This is a genomic window from Erythrobacter sp. MTPC3, from assembly GCF_042854385.1.
In the GTDB taxonomy this organism is placed as follows: Bacteria; Pseudomonadota; Alphaproteobacteria; order Sphingomonadales; family Sphingomonadaceae; genus Erythrobacter.
Genome location: NZ_BTGP01000001.1, coordinates 309,779 through 322,579, shown reverse-complemented (window position 1 = coordinate 322,579; position 12,801 = coordinate 309,779). Strand labels below are relative to the sequence as shown.

The 12,801-nt window shown below is 59.6% G+C and carries 15 protein-coding genes; 7 read left to right on the top strand and 8 right to left on the bottom strand.

Annotated elements, in window-relative coordinates; genetic code table 11:
- Window positions 1–8 precede the first annotated feature (8 nt).
- The 3 genes from ilvN to miaA form a co-directional block, all read right to left on the bottom strand.
- Window positions 9–524 carry an acetolactate synthase small subunit gene (gene ilvN, locus ACGHU1_RS01610; RefSeq protein WP_390582762.1) on the bottom strand — a complete coding sequence of 172 codons (516 nt, stop codon included), beginning with the start codon at window positions 522–524 and terminating at the stop codon, window positions 9–11.
- Between the two features lie 28 nt (window positions 525–552).
- Complete coding sequence (ilvB, locus tag ACGHU1_RS01605; RefSeq protein WP_390582760.1) at window positions 553–2,325, bottom strand: biosynthetic-type acetolactate synthase large subunit; 1,773 nt, start codon at window positions 2,323–2,325, stop codon at window positions 553–555.
- A gap of 155 nt (window positions 2,326–2,480) precedes the next feature.
- On the bottom strand, window positions 2,481–3,437 hold the full coding sequence (miaA, locus tag ACGHU1_RS01600) for a tRNA (adenosine(37)-N6)-dimethylallyltransferase MiaA (protein ID WP_390582758.1): 957 nt from the start codon (window positions 3,435–3,437) through the stop codon (window positions 2,481–2,483).
- On the opposite strand from miaA, the gene serB reads away from it, so the two are divergent.
- Together serB and ACGHU1_RS01590 are read left to right on the top strand one after the other, a co-directional pair.
- The gene (gene serB / locus ACGHU1_RS01595) at window positions 3,430–4,329 is read left to right on the top strand and encodes a phosphoserine phosphatase SerB (protein WP_390582757.1); all 900 of its coding nucleotides are present in this window, start codon (window positions 3,430–3,432) and stop codon (window positions 4,327–4,329) included. The two genes, miaA and serB, sit on opposite strands and share 8 nt — an antisense overlap.
- Before the next feature lie 118 nt (window positions 4,330–4,447).
- Window positions 4,448–5,293: a Coq4 family protein gene (locus tag ACGHU1_RS01590; RefSeq protein WP_390583172.1), complete on the top strand. Its 846-nt coding sequence runs from the start codon at window positions 4,448–4,450 to the stop codon at window positions 5,291–5,293.
- A gap of 32 nt (window positions 5,294–5,325) precedes the next feature.
- Here the strand turns inward: ACGHU1_RS01590 and ACGHU1_RS01585 are convergent, their stop codons facing one another.
- Genes ACGHU1_RS01585 through ACGHU1_RS01565 form a run of 5 tightly spaced genes read right to left on the bottom strand, consistent with a single transcriptional unit; the run spans window position 5,326 to window position 9,765 of the window.
- Window positions 5,326–6,012: a nitroreductase family protein gene (locus tag ACGHU1_RS01585; protein ID WP_390582755.1), complete on the bottom strand. Its 687-nt coding sequence runs from the start codon at window positions 6,010–6,012 to the stop codon at window positions 5,326–5,328.
- A gap of 48 nt (window positions 6,013–6,060) precedes the next feature.
- On the bottom strand, window positions 6,061–6,390 hold the full coding sequence (locus ACGHU1_RS01580; protein ID WP_390582753.1) for a DUF6122 family protein: 330 nt from the start codon (window positions 6,388–6,390) through the stop codon (window positions 6,061–6,063).
- 15 nt (window positions 6,391–6,405) lie between these two features.
- Window positions 6,406–8,646, bottom strand: a complete 2,241-nt coding sequence (purL, locus tag ACGHU1_RS01575) for a phosphoribosylformylglycinamidine synthase subunit PurL (protein ID WP_390582752.1) — start codon at window positions 8,644–8,646, stop codon at window positions 6,406–6,408.
- 15 nt (window positions 8,647–8,661) lie between these two features.
- Window positions 8,662–9,336, bottom strand: a complete 675-nt coding sequence (locus ACGHU1_RS01570) for a hypothetical protein (protein WP_390582751.1) — start codon at window positions 9,334–9,336, stop codon at window positions 8,662–8,664.
- 24 nt (window positions 9,337–9,360) lie between these two features.
- Window positions 9,361–9,765, bottom strand: coding sequence for a DUF2177 family protein (locus ACGHU1_RS01565; RefSeq protein ID WP_390582749.1), 405 nt, complete (start codon window positions 9,763–9,765; stop codon window positions 9,361–9,363).
- 117 nt (window positions 9,766–9,882) lie between these two features.
- On the opposite strand from ACGHU1_RS01565, the gene ACGHU1_RS01560 reads away from it, so the two are divergent.
- The 5 genes from ACGHU1_RS01560 to ACGHU1_RS01540 all read left to right on the top strand — a co-directional run bounded on the left by ACGHU1_RS01560 (window position 9,883) and on the right by ACGHU1_RS01540 (window position 12,775).
- On the top strand, window positions 9,883–10,152 hold the full coding sequence (locus tag ACGHU1_RS01560) for an exodeoxyribonuclease VII small subunit (RefSeq protein ID WP_390582747.1): 270 nt from the start codon (window positions 9,883–9,885) through the stop codon (window positions 10,150–10,152).
- Entirely contained in the window at window positions 10,152–11,066 is a 915-nt protein-coding gene (locus ACGHU1_RS01555; protein ID WP_390582746.1) for a polyprenyl synthetase family protein, read from the top strand. Before ACGHU1_RS01560 ends, ACGHU1_RS01555 begins: the two co-directional genes overlap by 1 nt.
- Window positions 11,063–11,473: a hypothetical protein gene (locus ACGHU1_RS01550; protein ID WP_390582745.1), complete on the top strand. Its 411-nt coding sequence runs from the start codon at window positions 11,063–11,065 to the stop codon at window positions 11,471–11,473. Before ACGHU1_RS01555 ends, ACGHU1_RS01550 begins: the two co-directional genes overlap by 4 nt.
- Complete coding sequence (gene coaD, locus ACGHU1_RS01545; RefSeq protein WP_390582743.1) at window positions 11,470–11,982, top strand: pantetheine-phosphate adenylyltransferase; 513 nt, start codon at window positions 11,470–11,472, stop codon at window positions 11,980–11,982. The genes ACGHU1_RS01550 and coaD overlap by 4 nt, the downstream gene beginning before the upstream one ends.
- A gap of 97 nt (window positions 11,983–12,079) precedes the next feature.
- Window positions 12,080–12,775: a peptidylprolyl isomerase gene (locus tag ACGHU1_RS01540; protein ID WP_390582741.1), complete on the top strand. Its 696-nt coding sequence runs from the start codon at window positions 12,080–12,082 to the stop codon at window positions 12,773–12,775.
- Window positions 12,776–12,801 lie beyond the last annotated feature (26 nt).

Here is a 12,801-nt window from a genome sequence, read left to right as displayed (position 1 = left end):
TATTCTCCTTAGGCGCCAGCGGCACCGCGTATCATTCCAACCACGCCCGACCGTGCAACCTCGACCAGGCCGAGGTCGCGCATCAGGACGATGAAACTGTCAATCTTGTCCGGCGCGCCGGTCAGCTCGAAAACGAAACTTTCAGTGGTCGTGTCGACCACGCTTGCACGGAAGATTTCTGCCACGCGCAGCGCCTCCACCCGTTTTTCCCCGGTGCCGGCGACCTTGATCAGGGCAAGCTCGCGCTCAACATGCGGGCCGGCGGTGGTGAGGTCGGTGACTTTGTGAACCGGGACCAGCCGTTCAAGCTGCGCTTCGATCTGGTCGATCACCTCTGGCGGGCCATTGGTGACAACGGTGATCCGGCTGATTGCGTGATCGTCCGAAATGTCGGCCACGGTCAGGCTATCGATATTGTATCCGCGCGCGGTGAACAGGCCGGTGATCTTCGCCAGAATACCCGGCTCGTTATCGACGGTCACGTTCAAGACGTGGCGTTCGCTCTCGGCGCTTTTGATTTTCATGTCTGGGTTCCCCTGAAAGACGCGGCGGTTAGACCAGCGCCTTCGCCTCGTCATCCATCGTGCCTTCGACCTGATCGCCGTATAGCAGCATTTCGGTATGCGCCGCGCCTGACGGGATCATAGGGAAGCAATTCGCATCCTTGGCAACGCAGCAATCGACGATAACGGGGCCGTCATGCTCGATCATCCGAAGAATGCTCGCATCCAGATCCTCTTCGCGTTCGATCCGGATGCCTTTCCAGCCATATGCCTCTGCCAAGGCGACGAAATCGGGCAGGCTGTCGGAATAGCTGTTCGAATACCGGCTTTCATAGGTCAGTTCCTGCCACTGGCGGACCATGCCCATATATTCGTTGTTGAGGATGAAAATCTTGACCGGCAGGCGGTATTGGCTCGCCGTGCCAAGTTCCTGAATGTTCATCTGGATCGAAGCCTCACCAGCGATGTCGATCACCAGCGCATCGGGATGGCCCAGCTGCGCGCCGATAGCCGCCGGCATTCCGTATCCCATCGTGCCAAGCCCGCCAGAGGTGAGCCATTTGTTCGGTTTGTCAAAACCAAAATACTGCGCCGCCCACATCTGGTGCTGGCCGACTTCGGTGGTGATGATTGGCGAGCGGTCCTTTGTCAGGGCATAGAGGCGCTCGACAGCCTTTTGCGGCATGATGGCCGAAGGGTCTTTCTTGGATTTGTCGGGATAGGAGAGGCATTCGCGTGCACGCCAACCGGCGATGCGGGCTTTCCATTCGCCCAGATCCTGCGCCTTGCGCGTGCCCCAAGTCTCCAGCATCTGGCCCAGCACGGTGCCGCAATCGCCGACGATGCCGAGATCGACCGGGACGTTCTTGTTGATTGAAGAACGGTCGATGTCGATGTGGATTTTCTTCGAGTCGGGCGAAAACGCATCCAGCCTGCCGGTCACGCGGTCATCGAAACGCGCTCCGATGCAGACCATCACGTCGCAGCGGTTCATCGCCATATTCGCCTCAAACGTGCCGTGCATTCCCAGCATTCCGAGCCAGTCGGGATGCGTGTTGGCAAAACAGCCAAGGCCCATCAGCGTCGATGTAACAGGCGCGCCGGTAATATCCTGAAATCGGCGCAGCAGCTCGCTTGCCTCGGGACCGGAATTGATGATGCCTCCGCCGGTGTAAAGGATCGGACGTTCGGCAGCTGCGATCATCTCGACCGCTTCGACAATATGTTCGGGCGAGGCCGCCATCTGCGGGGCATAGCGATGCGAGGCCGACAGTTTCGATGCACGGCGCTGCGACGGAACGGCAATCTGCACGTCTTTCGGAATATCGACGACCACAGGACCGGGACGGCCCGTTGTGGCAATGCGAAACGCTTCTTCGATGGTGGCAGCAAGGTCTGCCGGGTCTTTTACGAGGTAATTGTGTTTCGTGCAGTGGCGCGTGATGCCGACCGTGTCCGCTTCCTGAAAAGCATCCGTTCCGATAAGCGCGGTCGGTACTTGTCCGGTGATGACGACGAGCGGGATGGAATCGAGAAACGCGTCTGCGATGCCAGTGACCGCGTTGGTCGCGCCGGGGCCGGATGTGACGAGCACAACGCCCGGCTTCCCGGTGGAGCGCGCATAACCTTCTGCCGCGTGGGCCGCGCCCGCTTCATGGCGGACGAGGATGTGACGCAGCCGCTCGTCTCCGAACAGCTCGTCATAAATCGGCAGCACCGCGCCGCCGGGATAGCCGAAGACAAATTCGACTCCCTGATCGACGAGACACTGGGTCAGGATGGCGGCGCCGGTTTGCTTGTCCGGCTTTGGCTGATCCGACACGAATTATTTCCTTTGTTGCGTTGGCGTTGACTGAGTGGGGGGTCGTCTGGGTTAGAAACCGTATGCGCTTGTAACAAAAAATGAGGCCCGACGCAGGGGGCGCGCGCCGGACCAATATTTGCTGCGCTATTGATTATAATCTAACGTGTCAACGGTTAATTGCGTAATAATGATGCGAATTGGGTGGCTATGTCGATATTTTCGGACTCTATCTGTGCCCAGTGATCGGGCGACTGCCGCCGGAACCAGGTGAATTGCCGCTTGGCGTAGTTTCGGGTCGCCTGGGCGCCGCGCTCGGTCGCCTCGTCCAAAGAGCAATCGCCCGCCAGAAATGCCGCGATTTCCGGCACCCCGATCGCGCGCATTACGGGCAGGTCGGATGGCAGCCCGCGTTTAAGCAGCGCCTCGACCTCGCCGATTGCGCCTTCATCCAGCATCATCGAAAACCGGGTGTCGCATCGGTCATAAACCCATTGGCGTTCCGGCAGCATGATCGCGGTATGCAAGTCGACATAATCGCCAATGCCTCCCGTTTTCGCCAATTGCCAGTCGCCCAGCGTCACTCCGGTCGACCGTTTGACTTCCAATGCACGGGCGATCCGCTGGCTGTCCGCTGGCTCCAGCTCGCTTGCCCGGACGGGATCTTCGATCATCAGAGCGGCGTAGGCGCTTTCGGTATCAAGAGCGCGCACCACTTCGCGCACTTCGGGTTCGATGGCAGGGATGGGGGCGATCCCTTCCAGCAGCACTTTCATATACATGCCCGTGCCGCCCACCAGAACTGGTAGAGTACCTGCTTCGTGTGCATCGGCGATAATGGCTTTGGCGCGTCTCGCCCAGTCCGCGGCGGAGCAGGCCTGCGCGCCATCCCATTCGCCGTAAAGATGATGCGGGCACACTGACTTCTCCGCCTCGCTCGGCGCGGCTGACAGGATCGGGATATCGCCATAGACCTGCATGCTGTCGGCGTTGATGATCCACGTATCCAGCTTGGACTTGGCACGCTGTTTTGCGAGGTCCAGTGCAACTGCGCTCTTGCCGCTGGCGGTCGGCCCTGCGATGAGCGCGAGCCGATTTTGTGAAGCCGTTTTCGGAGATGTCTTAGTGCTCATTGCCCGCCTGATAGCAGACACTGGCGCAGGTGAAACTGCCGATCTTGAAAACCGACTGGATGCGGCGGCGGACAGCTTTGCCGCCGAGGGAATGCCGCTGGCATCTGCAGTCATGCTGGATGTCGGGCGCGATGTGCTGGAGATGCGATTTGCAGCAGGCGACGCCGCGACGGTGTTTGCGGGTATCGACCAATTCTTCGCGCCATGTGACGCATTGGTGAGCGCGGCTGACATCGCGGTTCCGCAATTGTTTGTATCTGACATGGACTCAACCATGATCGGACAGGAATGTATCGACGAACTAGCAGATTTTGCCGGTTTGAAGCCGCAGATCGCCGATATTACCGAGCGCGCCATGCAGGGTGAGCTGGATTTCGAAACCGCCTTGCGGGAGCGGGTGGGATTGCTCGCAGGACTGGATGAAAGCGCAATTGCGACCTGCCTCGACGAACGCATCACGGCGACGCCGGGTGCGCGCATTCTGACACGCACCTTGGCTGCACGCGGTGCGCGGTGCGTGCTGGTTACGGGCGGTTTCCATCACTTTGCCGACGCGGTGGCAGCAGAGCTGGGCTTCCACCGGGTGGTGGGAAACAGGCTTGAAGTGAACGGCGCAAAGCTGACCGGCCAGCTTGTCGGCGATATCACCGATGCCGGGGTCAAAGCGGCTGTTCTGCACGAAGAAGCGGGCAAACTTGGCGTGAATACGCACAGTTTGGCGACTGGAGACGGAGCCAACGATATCCCGATGATCGAAGCGGCGACATATGGGTTTGCGTACCGTGCCAAACCGAAAGCGCGTGCGGCAGCGAACGGGCGGATCGACAACGGCGACCTTACAGCGGTGCTTTCATTGCTCGGCATTCCCAAGCGTGATTGGGTTGCTGATTGACCTTACGGCGAGGGTGCCGAAAAAGGGTTTTGACTTGGAACCTATTTCTGCTATTTACATTCGTGTAAGTAATGGCTGGTAGGCAGTCATAACGAACGAAGTGAAGAGGCCCGTGACCATGCCCGCAACCGATTATTCATCCAAGCACGCCGCAGACGGCACCGTTCTGCGCCATCCCGAACGTCCGCAGCCGCGTTATTCCCTGCCGCGCGCGGTCAAGAATTTTCGCCTGCTGATGAAGAATAAGGAAGACACCAGCCTCGTCTTCAAGATTTACGAATCGCTGCCATCGCGGGGATTCATGCCCCGCGTTGAACAGCTTGCCTTGTCAGAACGCGGCGAGTTTCTGCGCAGCACCGAGCCGAACCTGCCAGAAATCCTCGATGACCATGCACAGCTTCGCAAGACGCCAAAGGGCAGCCTTGCCCATGCGTATTGCGATTTCATGGAGAACGAGGGGCTTTCCGCGGCGGGTCTGGTTGCCGAAGCGGACAAGCTGGGCCGCGCGAAATATCCCGATCTGGTGCAGTGGTTCGGCGATCGTTCGCGCGACACGCATGATCTGTTTCACGTCCTCACCGGATATGGCCGCGATGCTCTGGGCGAGCAATGCGTGCTGCTGTTTACGCACGGCCAGTCACCCACACAGGGCCACCTGCTGATCGGTTATGCCGGGGCCGCTAATATCAAGAAAATCGCGTTGGGCCTGAAAGGCGGCGGCAAAGCGCCGGTGATGGGCGCTGTCCGTCAGGCGAAAGCTACGGGCAAAGGCGCGCCCAGCCTGATCAACCAGCCGATCCTCGAATTGTTGAAGCGACCGCTCGATGAAGTGCGCGCTTCGCTCAATATCGCTGAGCCAACGCTTTATCGCGAATGCCACCGGATCTGGCGCGAGGAGGGCATCGACCCCTACAATATGCTCGCCACGGAAAACGCGGGCGAAGACGAGCTCGCCTCCGCGTAATTTGCCAGTGTGAACCGAGTTGCGAAAAGTCATTAGAGCCAGCTTGAAATCTGGCTCAGCGGCTTTTTCTTTAGCGCATGTGCCGGCACAGTTGCGTCTGCGCTTGGCCGGCCAACCACCACGATCATCAGCGGTTTCTCCCATTCGGGGCGCTCGCAGGCTTCCCTCAGAAAACCCATGGGCGAGGGCGTGTGGGTGAGAGTGGCCAGACCCGCCTCGTGCAGGGTCGCGATCAGCAACCCGCACGCTATCCCGACGCTTTCATTGACGTAGTAATTCTGTGTCTTGCCGTCTTCTTCGATGCCGCCTTTGCGCTGGGCGAAGACCGCGATCAGATAAGGGGCTGTTTCCAGAAAAGGCTTGTCCGCATCGGTCCCCAGATCGTCAAGCGCATCGAGCCATTCATCGCTTGCTTTTGGTTTATCCTCGTCCTGCCCGTAAAACCGGCGTTCCTCTGCCTCGGCAGCCTCCCGAATAGCGCGCTTTTTTTCCGGGCTTTCGATGACGGCAAAATGCCACGGTTGATGGTTCGCGCCATTGGGAGCCGTCCCGGCGGCTTCGATGGCGGCCTCTATCACCGCGCGGGGCACCGGCTCGTCAGAGAAATACCGGCAGCTGCGGCGCTGTTTCAACCTGTCGCGCAAAGCGGCTGCGCGGGCGATGCTATCTTCGTCGGGCAGCCGCTCAAGTGCATACGGGACGGTGTCATGATCTTTCATGCCGCCGGTATTCAACTAACCGAAGACGATTTCCAGCGAATTGCCGCTTTAGGTAATGCTCATCCACTGGCAATCGCCATAATCCACCGCAAGATGCCACAAGGCACCGAGCGCGAAGGCGCGCACCCACCAGCGCGGGACAAACAGCATTACGGCATAGGCGAGGGCGGCCTCCCAGCCGTGCAGCAGGTGGAAACCGATGCTGCACCGGTTGGGATCGAAGATCGGATCGGCGAGCAGGTGATCGAGGTCGATCAGGTTTCCCGCAGCGATGACCAGACCGGCTTTCCAGCATTTACCGCGCCAGATCAGCGCCGCAATCGCGAACGGTGCGAGCCAGTGGCCGCCATAATGCAGGACAGGTTGGAGCCAGTCCAAAGCAGGCGCCGCCGATCAGGCTTCCATCCATTCAGCGAAAAAGCTTTCGTGGGCCGTGCGCATGTCATCCAGCGAGACGCCGAGCAGGCTGTCACCGCCGACCGTGCCGATGCGGTGGAACCCGACCATTTCGGCCTCGGGGATTTCAGGTCCCTCTGCGACCATGCGGTTGAACGCCTCGGCATTGCCCGGTGAGACGGTGATGACGTAGCGCGCCTGATCCTCTCCGAACCACCACTGCGCCGCTGAATAGGCGTCATTCGCGGTGACTTCCGCGCCGATGCCGCCGGACATTGCCATTTCGGCCAGAGCCACTGCCAGACCGCCATCGGACAGATCATGCACCGCGCTCAGCAAGCCTGCTTCGATCAGGCGCAGCACAATGTGACCCGCGCCGCGCTCTGCCGACAGGTCAACGGGCGGCGCACGGCCTGCGTCCTGTCCCTTTACAATGTCGAGCCATAGCGATTTGCCTAGGTGTGAGCGGGTCGGATCAGGCTTCGCCCAGAATTCCGGTGCGATCAGGTAGATGGCATCGCCCTCCGCCTTGAACGCGGATGTCACCATCTTTGCCGCGTCATCGATCAGGCCGACGCCGCCGATTGCCGGGGTGGGCAGGATCGCACTGCCGCCGCCAGTCGCCTTGCTCTCGTTATAAAGCGAGACATTGCCCGACACGATCGGAAAATCGAGCGCGCGGCAGGCATCGCCCATTCCTTCAAGTGCGTGGACGAATTGCGCCATAATCTCCGGACGCTGCGGGTTTGCAAAATTGAGGCAATTGGTCACCGCCAGCGGGCGCGCACCCACTGCGCAAAGGTTGCGGTATGCCTCCGCGATGGCCTGTTTGCCTCCCTCGAACGGGTCGGCATGGACATAACGCGGGGTGCAATCGGTGCTCATGGCGAGCGCTTTTTTCGTGCCGTGGACGCGGACCACGCCCGCATCGCCGCCGGTCTGGAGTGTATCACCCATGACCTGGCTGTCATATTGCTGCGCGATCCACCCGCGCGAGGCGAGGGCGGGGGAGGCGAGCATTTTAAGCAGGTCAGCGCCCGGATTATCGGTTGTGGGGACGCTGTCCAATGGAGCGATGCCTGCCCATTCCTTGTATTCGTCTTTCGACAGATAAGGCCGGTCATATTCGGGTGCATCGGCGGCAAGCGGGCCGAGCGGGATGTCGCAGACAACTTCTCCGCCAAATTCCAGCACCATGTGGCGCGTATCGGTCACTTCGCCAATAATCGCGAAATCCAGCTCCCACTTGCGGAAGATTTCCTCGGCCATCGCCTCTTTGCCGGGCTTAAGCACCATGAGCATCCGCTCCTGGCTTTCGCTCAGCATCATTTCGTATGGCGTCATGCCCTCTTCGCGGCACGGCACCTTGTCCATGTCCAGCCTGATACCAGCTTTGCCATTGGTCGCCATTTCGACGCTGGAGGAGGTGAGTCCTGCCGCGCCCATATCCTGAATCGCTACGATGGCGTCGGTTGCCATCAATTCCAGACACGCCTCGATCAGCAGTTTTTCGGTGAAGGGGTCGCCGACCTGCACGGTCGGGCGCTTTGCCTCGGCATCCTCCTCAAAATCGGCGCTGGCCATGGTTGCGCCGTGAATGCCGTCACGCCCGGTCTTGGACCCGACATAGACGATGGGATTGCCCACTCCGGTCGCAGCGGAATAGAAAATCTTGTCTGTATCGGCGACGCCCACGGTCATCGCATTGACGAGGATGTTGCCGTCATAGGCGGGGTGAAAGTTTGTCTCCCCGCCGATAGTCGGCACACCGACGCAATTGCCGTATCCGCCGATGCCGGCGACCACGCCTTGAACAAGATGTTTCATCTTCGGGTGATCGGGACGGCCAAACCGCAGCGCGTTCATGTTCGCCACCGGGCGCGCGCCCATGGTGAAGACATCGCGCAGGATACCGCCAACGCCCGTGGCCGCGCCCTGATACGGTTCAATATAGGACGGGTGGTTGTGGCTCTCCATCTTGAAGATCGCTGCCTGACCATCGCCGATATCGATGATCCCGGCATTCTCCCCCGGACCGCAAATCACCCAAGGTGCCTCGGTCGGCAGTTTCTTGAGATGCAGGCGCGATGATTTGTAGCTGCAATGCTCCGACCACATGACGGAAAAGATGCCCAGCTCCACCAGATTCGGCTCACGGCCAAGGCCTGCGAGGACGCGTTCGTATTCTTCGGGGCTCAGACCGTGCTGTTCGACGACTTCGGGGGTAATTTCGCTCATGCGCGACGCTTTAATTCAGACGTTCGTTGCCGCCAACCCACCGCGTCGAATGAAATAGCGGTTCTCCCCGACCCACCATGCAAATCCGGTTGCGATCGCAAACGCAAGCAGCGCCTGAAGATACAGGGCAGGACCGGCAGAGGCAGGCTCAGGCCCGAACCAGTTGATCACCTGAAACGCCAGCAGCACCATCAGCAGGATCAGCGGCGGACCAACCGGGCCGCGCGTCCGTTTGAGATAAATCACGAAAGCAAGCAGCGTGATGCCAATTTCCAGAGGTATCGCCGCGTAAGGGTAATTCCAGAGACCAAGCCCGTACGTCTTGTCTCCGCCCGCCAGCGTCAGATCGGGGCGGTGGGTGATCAAGTCGAGCAACCAGTGTGACATCACCACAAATCCTGCAAGCAATCCGCCCAGCACATTGCGCTGAAGAATTAAAATGATCAGGACCATAGCTGTGGCCCAGATCGCAGTGCCGAGCAGCGAGTGGGTGTAAGGCATGTGGTATAGATCGAACGGGACCATCGTTGTCGCCCCGGGATCAACCCGCATCCGCTCTATGCCGATTAGGGCAAATGCGAAAAAGCCCCAATCGACAAGCTGGGCAGCGATAAAATACACCGCGAGCTTGGGCCCTTTCGGGCTGACGGCTGCTGCGACGAAGGCCGGTGCGAAATGTCCGATAAACATGCGCGCGGGTCTATGGCGATTTGGTTAGCTGGTAAAGCGCAAGGTTAGCCAGGTCGCAATCGCGCTGGTCGTGCCGGTGGCGAATGCGCCCCACATGATGTCCATGACGGATATTTTCGTCGCCCAAACCTTAAACACCGCCTGGCTTGTCAGATCGAACGTGGCGTAACACAGCCCTCCGAGAAGAACGCCGTTCAGCAGCGCGGTGGCGACCGAGGCGCTATCCAGACCCGGTTTGATTGCGAACCAGATCATGCCGAACAGATAGATGACGTAAAACACCCCGGCCGCTCCGACATTGAATTTCTCCGCCATGATCTCGCCGATCACCGGACGGTAGAGGTTTGGTCCGGCCCAGCTCAGCCACATTGCGTCGAGCACGCCGAATACGATGGCTGCGATGGCGAAGGCGATTAGATATTGCAGCATTGGCAGGTTCCCTGTTGTCAGCCGCGTGTGTCGAGCAGCCGTTGTATCGATATATGTCGTTGTATCTCAATCTCTGGACCTTGACCGGGATGTACCCTGCGGCCAATGCTTTAGCGCATGGACGAGGCAAATGGTTCCGCACAGCAAGCGGATGATATCACCCAGATGAGCTTTGAAGAGGCGCTTCGCGCGCTTGAGGCCATCGTTACCCAGCTTGAACGCGGCGATGTGCCGCTGGACGATTCGATCTCTTTATACGAGCGGGGCGAGCAATTGCGCGCTGCCTGTCAGAAACGGCTGGATGCAGCGCAGGCCCGGATTGAGAAAATCGTGACGGGCGCCGATGGCAAGCCGGGCGGCACTGTCCCTCTGGACGGTGATAACTGATGTCTGTGACAGAGGCTGCGGCAGATACGCTTGGCGACGGGCTAAAACGGGTTCAGCGCGAGATCGATTCGGTTTTCGACGCGTTCCTGCCAGAACCAGACGATACCCGCGCGCGGCTGGTCGAGGCGATGCGTTATGCCACGATCGGCGGCGGAAAACGGGTGCGCCCGCTGCTGCTGGTAAGCACGGCGGAAATGTACGGCGTTGATCGCACTGCCGCTTTGCGAGCCGGGGCTGCAGTGGAATCGATCCATGTGTATTCACTGATCCATGACGATCTGCCGTGCATGGATGATGATGACCTGCGGCACGGTAAGGCGACCCTGCACAAGGTGTTTGACGAGGCGACTGCCGTGCTTGCAGGTGACGCGCTGCATGCGCTTGCCTTTGAGATTCTCGCTGACACCGAAACCAGCGCTGATCCGTTCATTCGCAGCGAGCTGATCGCCACGCTGGGCATGGCGAGCGGTATGAACGGCATGGCTGGCGGTCAGATCATGGACATGGTCGCAGACGAGGAAGGAGTCGAATACGACCTTCATTCCATCACGCGCCTGCAGCAGCTCAAAACGGGCGCGTTGCTGGCCGCTAGCGTGGAAATGGGCGCGATCATGGGCAAGGTTGCGCCAGAGGCTCGCGCCCACCTGCGGGCCTATTCACGCGATATCGGTCTTGCATTCCAGATTGCGGACGATCTGCTGGATGTCACCGGAGATCAGGAAAAAGCGGGCAAGGCGCTGCGCAAGGATGAAGAGCAGGGCAAGCAAACCTTCGTCACGCTGATGGGGGTCGATCAGGCCCGCGATCAGGCGCGCGCTCTTGTCGACCAAGCCATCGGCCACCTCGCCAGCCACGGCGAAGAGGCGGACATGCTGCGCGCCCTTGCACGCTTTATCGTTGAGCGGGACCGTTGAAAATCCGGGCATCTGCGCGGTCTTCCACTGTGCTGGCCGTGCTGACTTTGTCCGCGTGCGGGTATGACGCAGAAATTGCGCACGATCCGGCGTCCTGTGAACGCGATGCGGAGGGGCAGGCGCTTTGTCTCAGCGATCATTTCCAGGTTGCCGCGTGCAGCGACGCAAGGGTTTTGGGATCTGCATTTCGCAATGAGCCTATCGCATACAATCACTGGACCGCATTCGCCGTCTCTGCCGATTGCCTCGCCGGGCTTCGCGAAAAAGCGCAAGCTAAAGGCTTTGCCACCAATCCAGAGGGAGAACTGGTCGCCGAAGGTGAGGCCGGTTATAGGCAGAAACTCCAGATGACTGAGACCGGAGAAAATACCGAAGGCAGTGTCATCTGGGAGAGGATACAGGAATGACTGAGCGTATCGGGATCTATCCCGGAACATTCGACCCGATTACTTTGGGCCACGCGGATATCATCCGGCGCGGGTCCAAACTGGTCGACAAACTTATCATCGGTGTGACGACCAACCCGTCGAAGAACCCCATGTTCTCGACCGAGGAACGCTTTGCCATGGTGGAGCGGGAAGTTGCGGCAATGGGCCTGAGCAACGTGGAGGTCGTCGGCTTCAACGCGCTGCTCGTCAAATTCGCGCAGCGACAGAAAGCCAACGTCATTATTCGCGGATTGCGGGCCGTGGCGGATTTCGAATACGAATACCAAATGGCCGGTATGAACCAGCAACTGGATGACGATATTGAAACCGTTTTCCTGATGGCAGATGTCTCTCTGCAACCGATCGCGAGCAAGCTGGTAAAGGAAATCGCGCTCTATGGCGGGGACATTTCGCTATTCGTGAGCGAACCCGTGCGCGCCGAAGTGGTGGCGCGTGTCGAAGAGATCGGGCGCAAGGGCGATTATTGAAAGCGGCAATAGCTGTCGATGGCTGCGCTTCATTCATTGAAGTGTCAGGCAGGGGCGGCTAAAAGCGCGGCATTCGGACAATTTAGTGAAGATAAATATGATCAAGCACACCCTCGGCGCGCTGGCCGCACTTTCGCTGCTCGCTGCGCCATCCGCAGTCTTTGCCCAGGATGTCGAAGAAGAGCGTGCGGAAACGCGCGCAGATACGCGCCGGTTCATCCCGGTTGAATTCGACGAAACCCAGGACCTCGAAGACGTGTGGGTGCTCGACCTGTCGAACGGAGAGCGCGTTTCGATCCGCCTGATGCCCGAATGGGCGCCTGAACATGTGGAGCGGATCAAGAAACTCACCCGCGAAGGTTTTTACGACGGCATCATCTTCCACCGTGTAATCGACGGTTTCATGGCGCAAAGCGGTGATCCGACCGGCACCGGGCAGGGCGGCAGCGAGCTTCCCGATCTCGAAGCGGAATTCAACCCGATGCCGCATGTGCGCGGCAGTGTGGCCATGGCGCGCGCGAGTGAAGAAGACAGCGCAAACAGTCAGTTTTTCATCGTGTTCTACCCACGTTTCAGCCTCGACAAGCGGTACACGAATTTCGGCCGCGTGATTGATAACATGGCTGGTGTCGACGCGATTACGCGCGGCGAGCCGCCGCAGAACCCGACCCGCATCCTTCAGGCCTCCCTCGCCAGCGATGACAAGGCGCCGCCTTTGCCGGCACCAGCTCCGGCGCAGCAGGAACAGGAATTCACTGCCGACATGCTGAGCGCGCCGATTCCCGAACAGTAAGGCTTTGCGTTAGTCCGGGCGCGCGC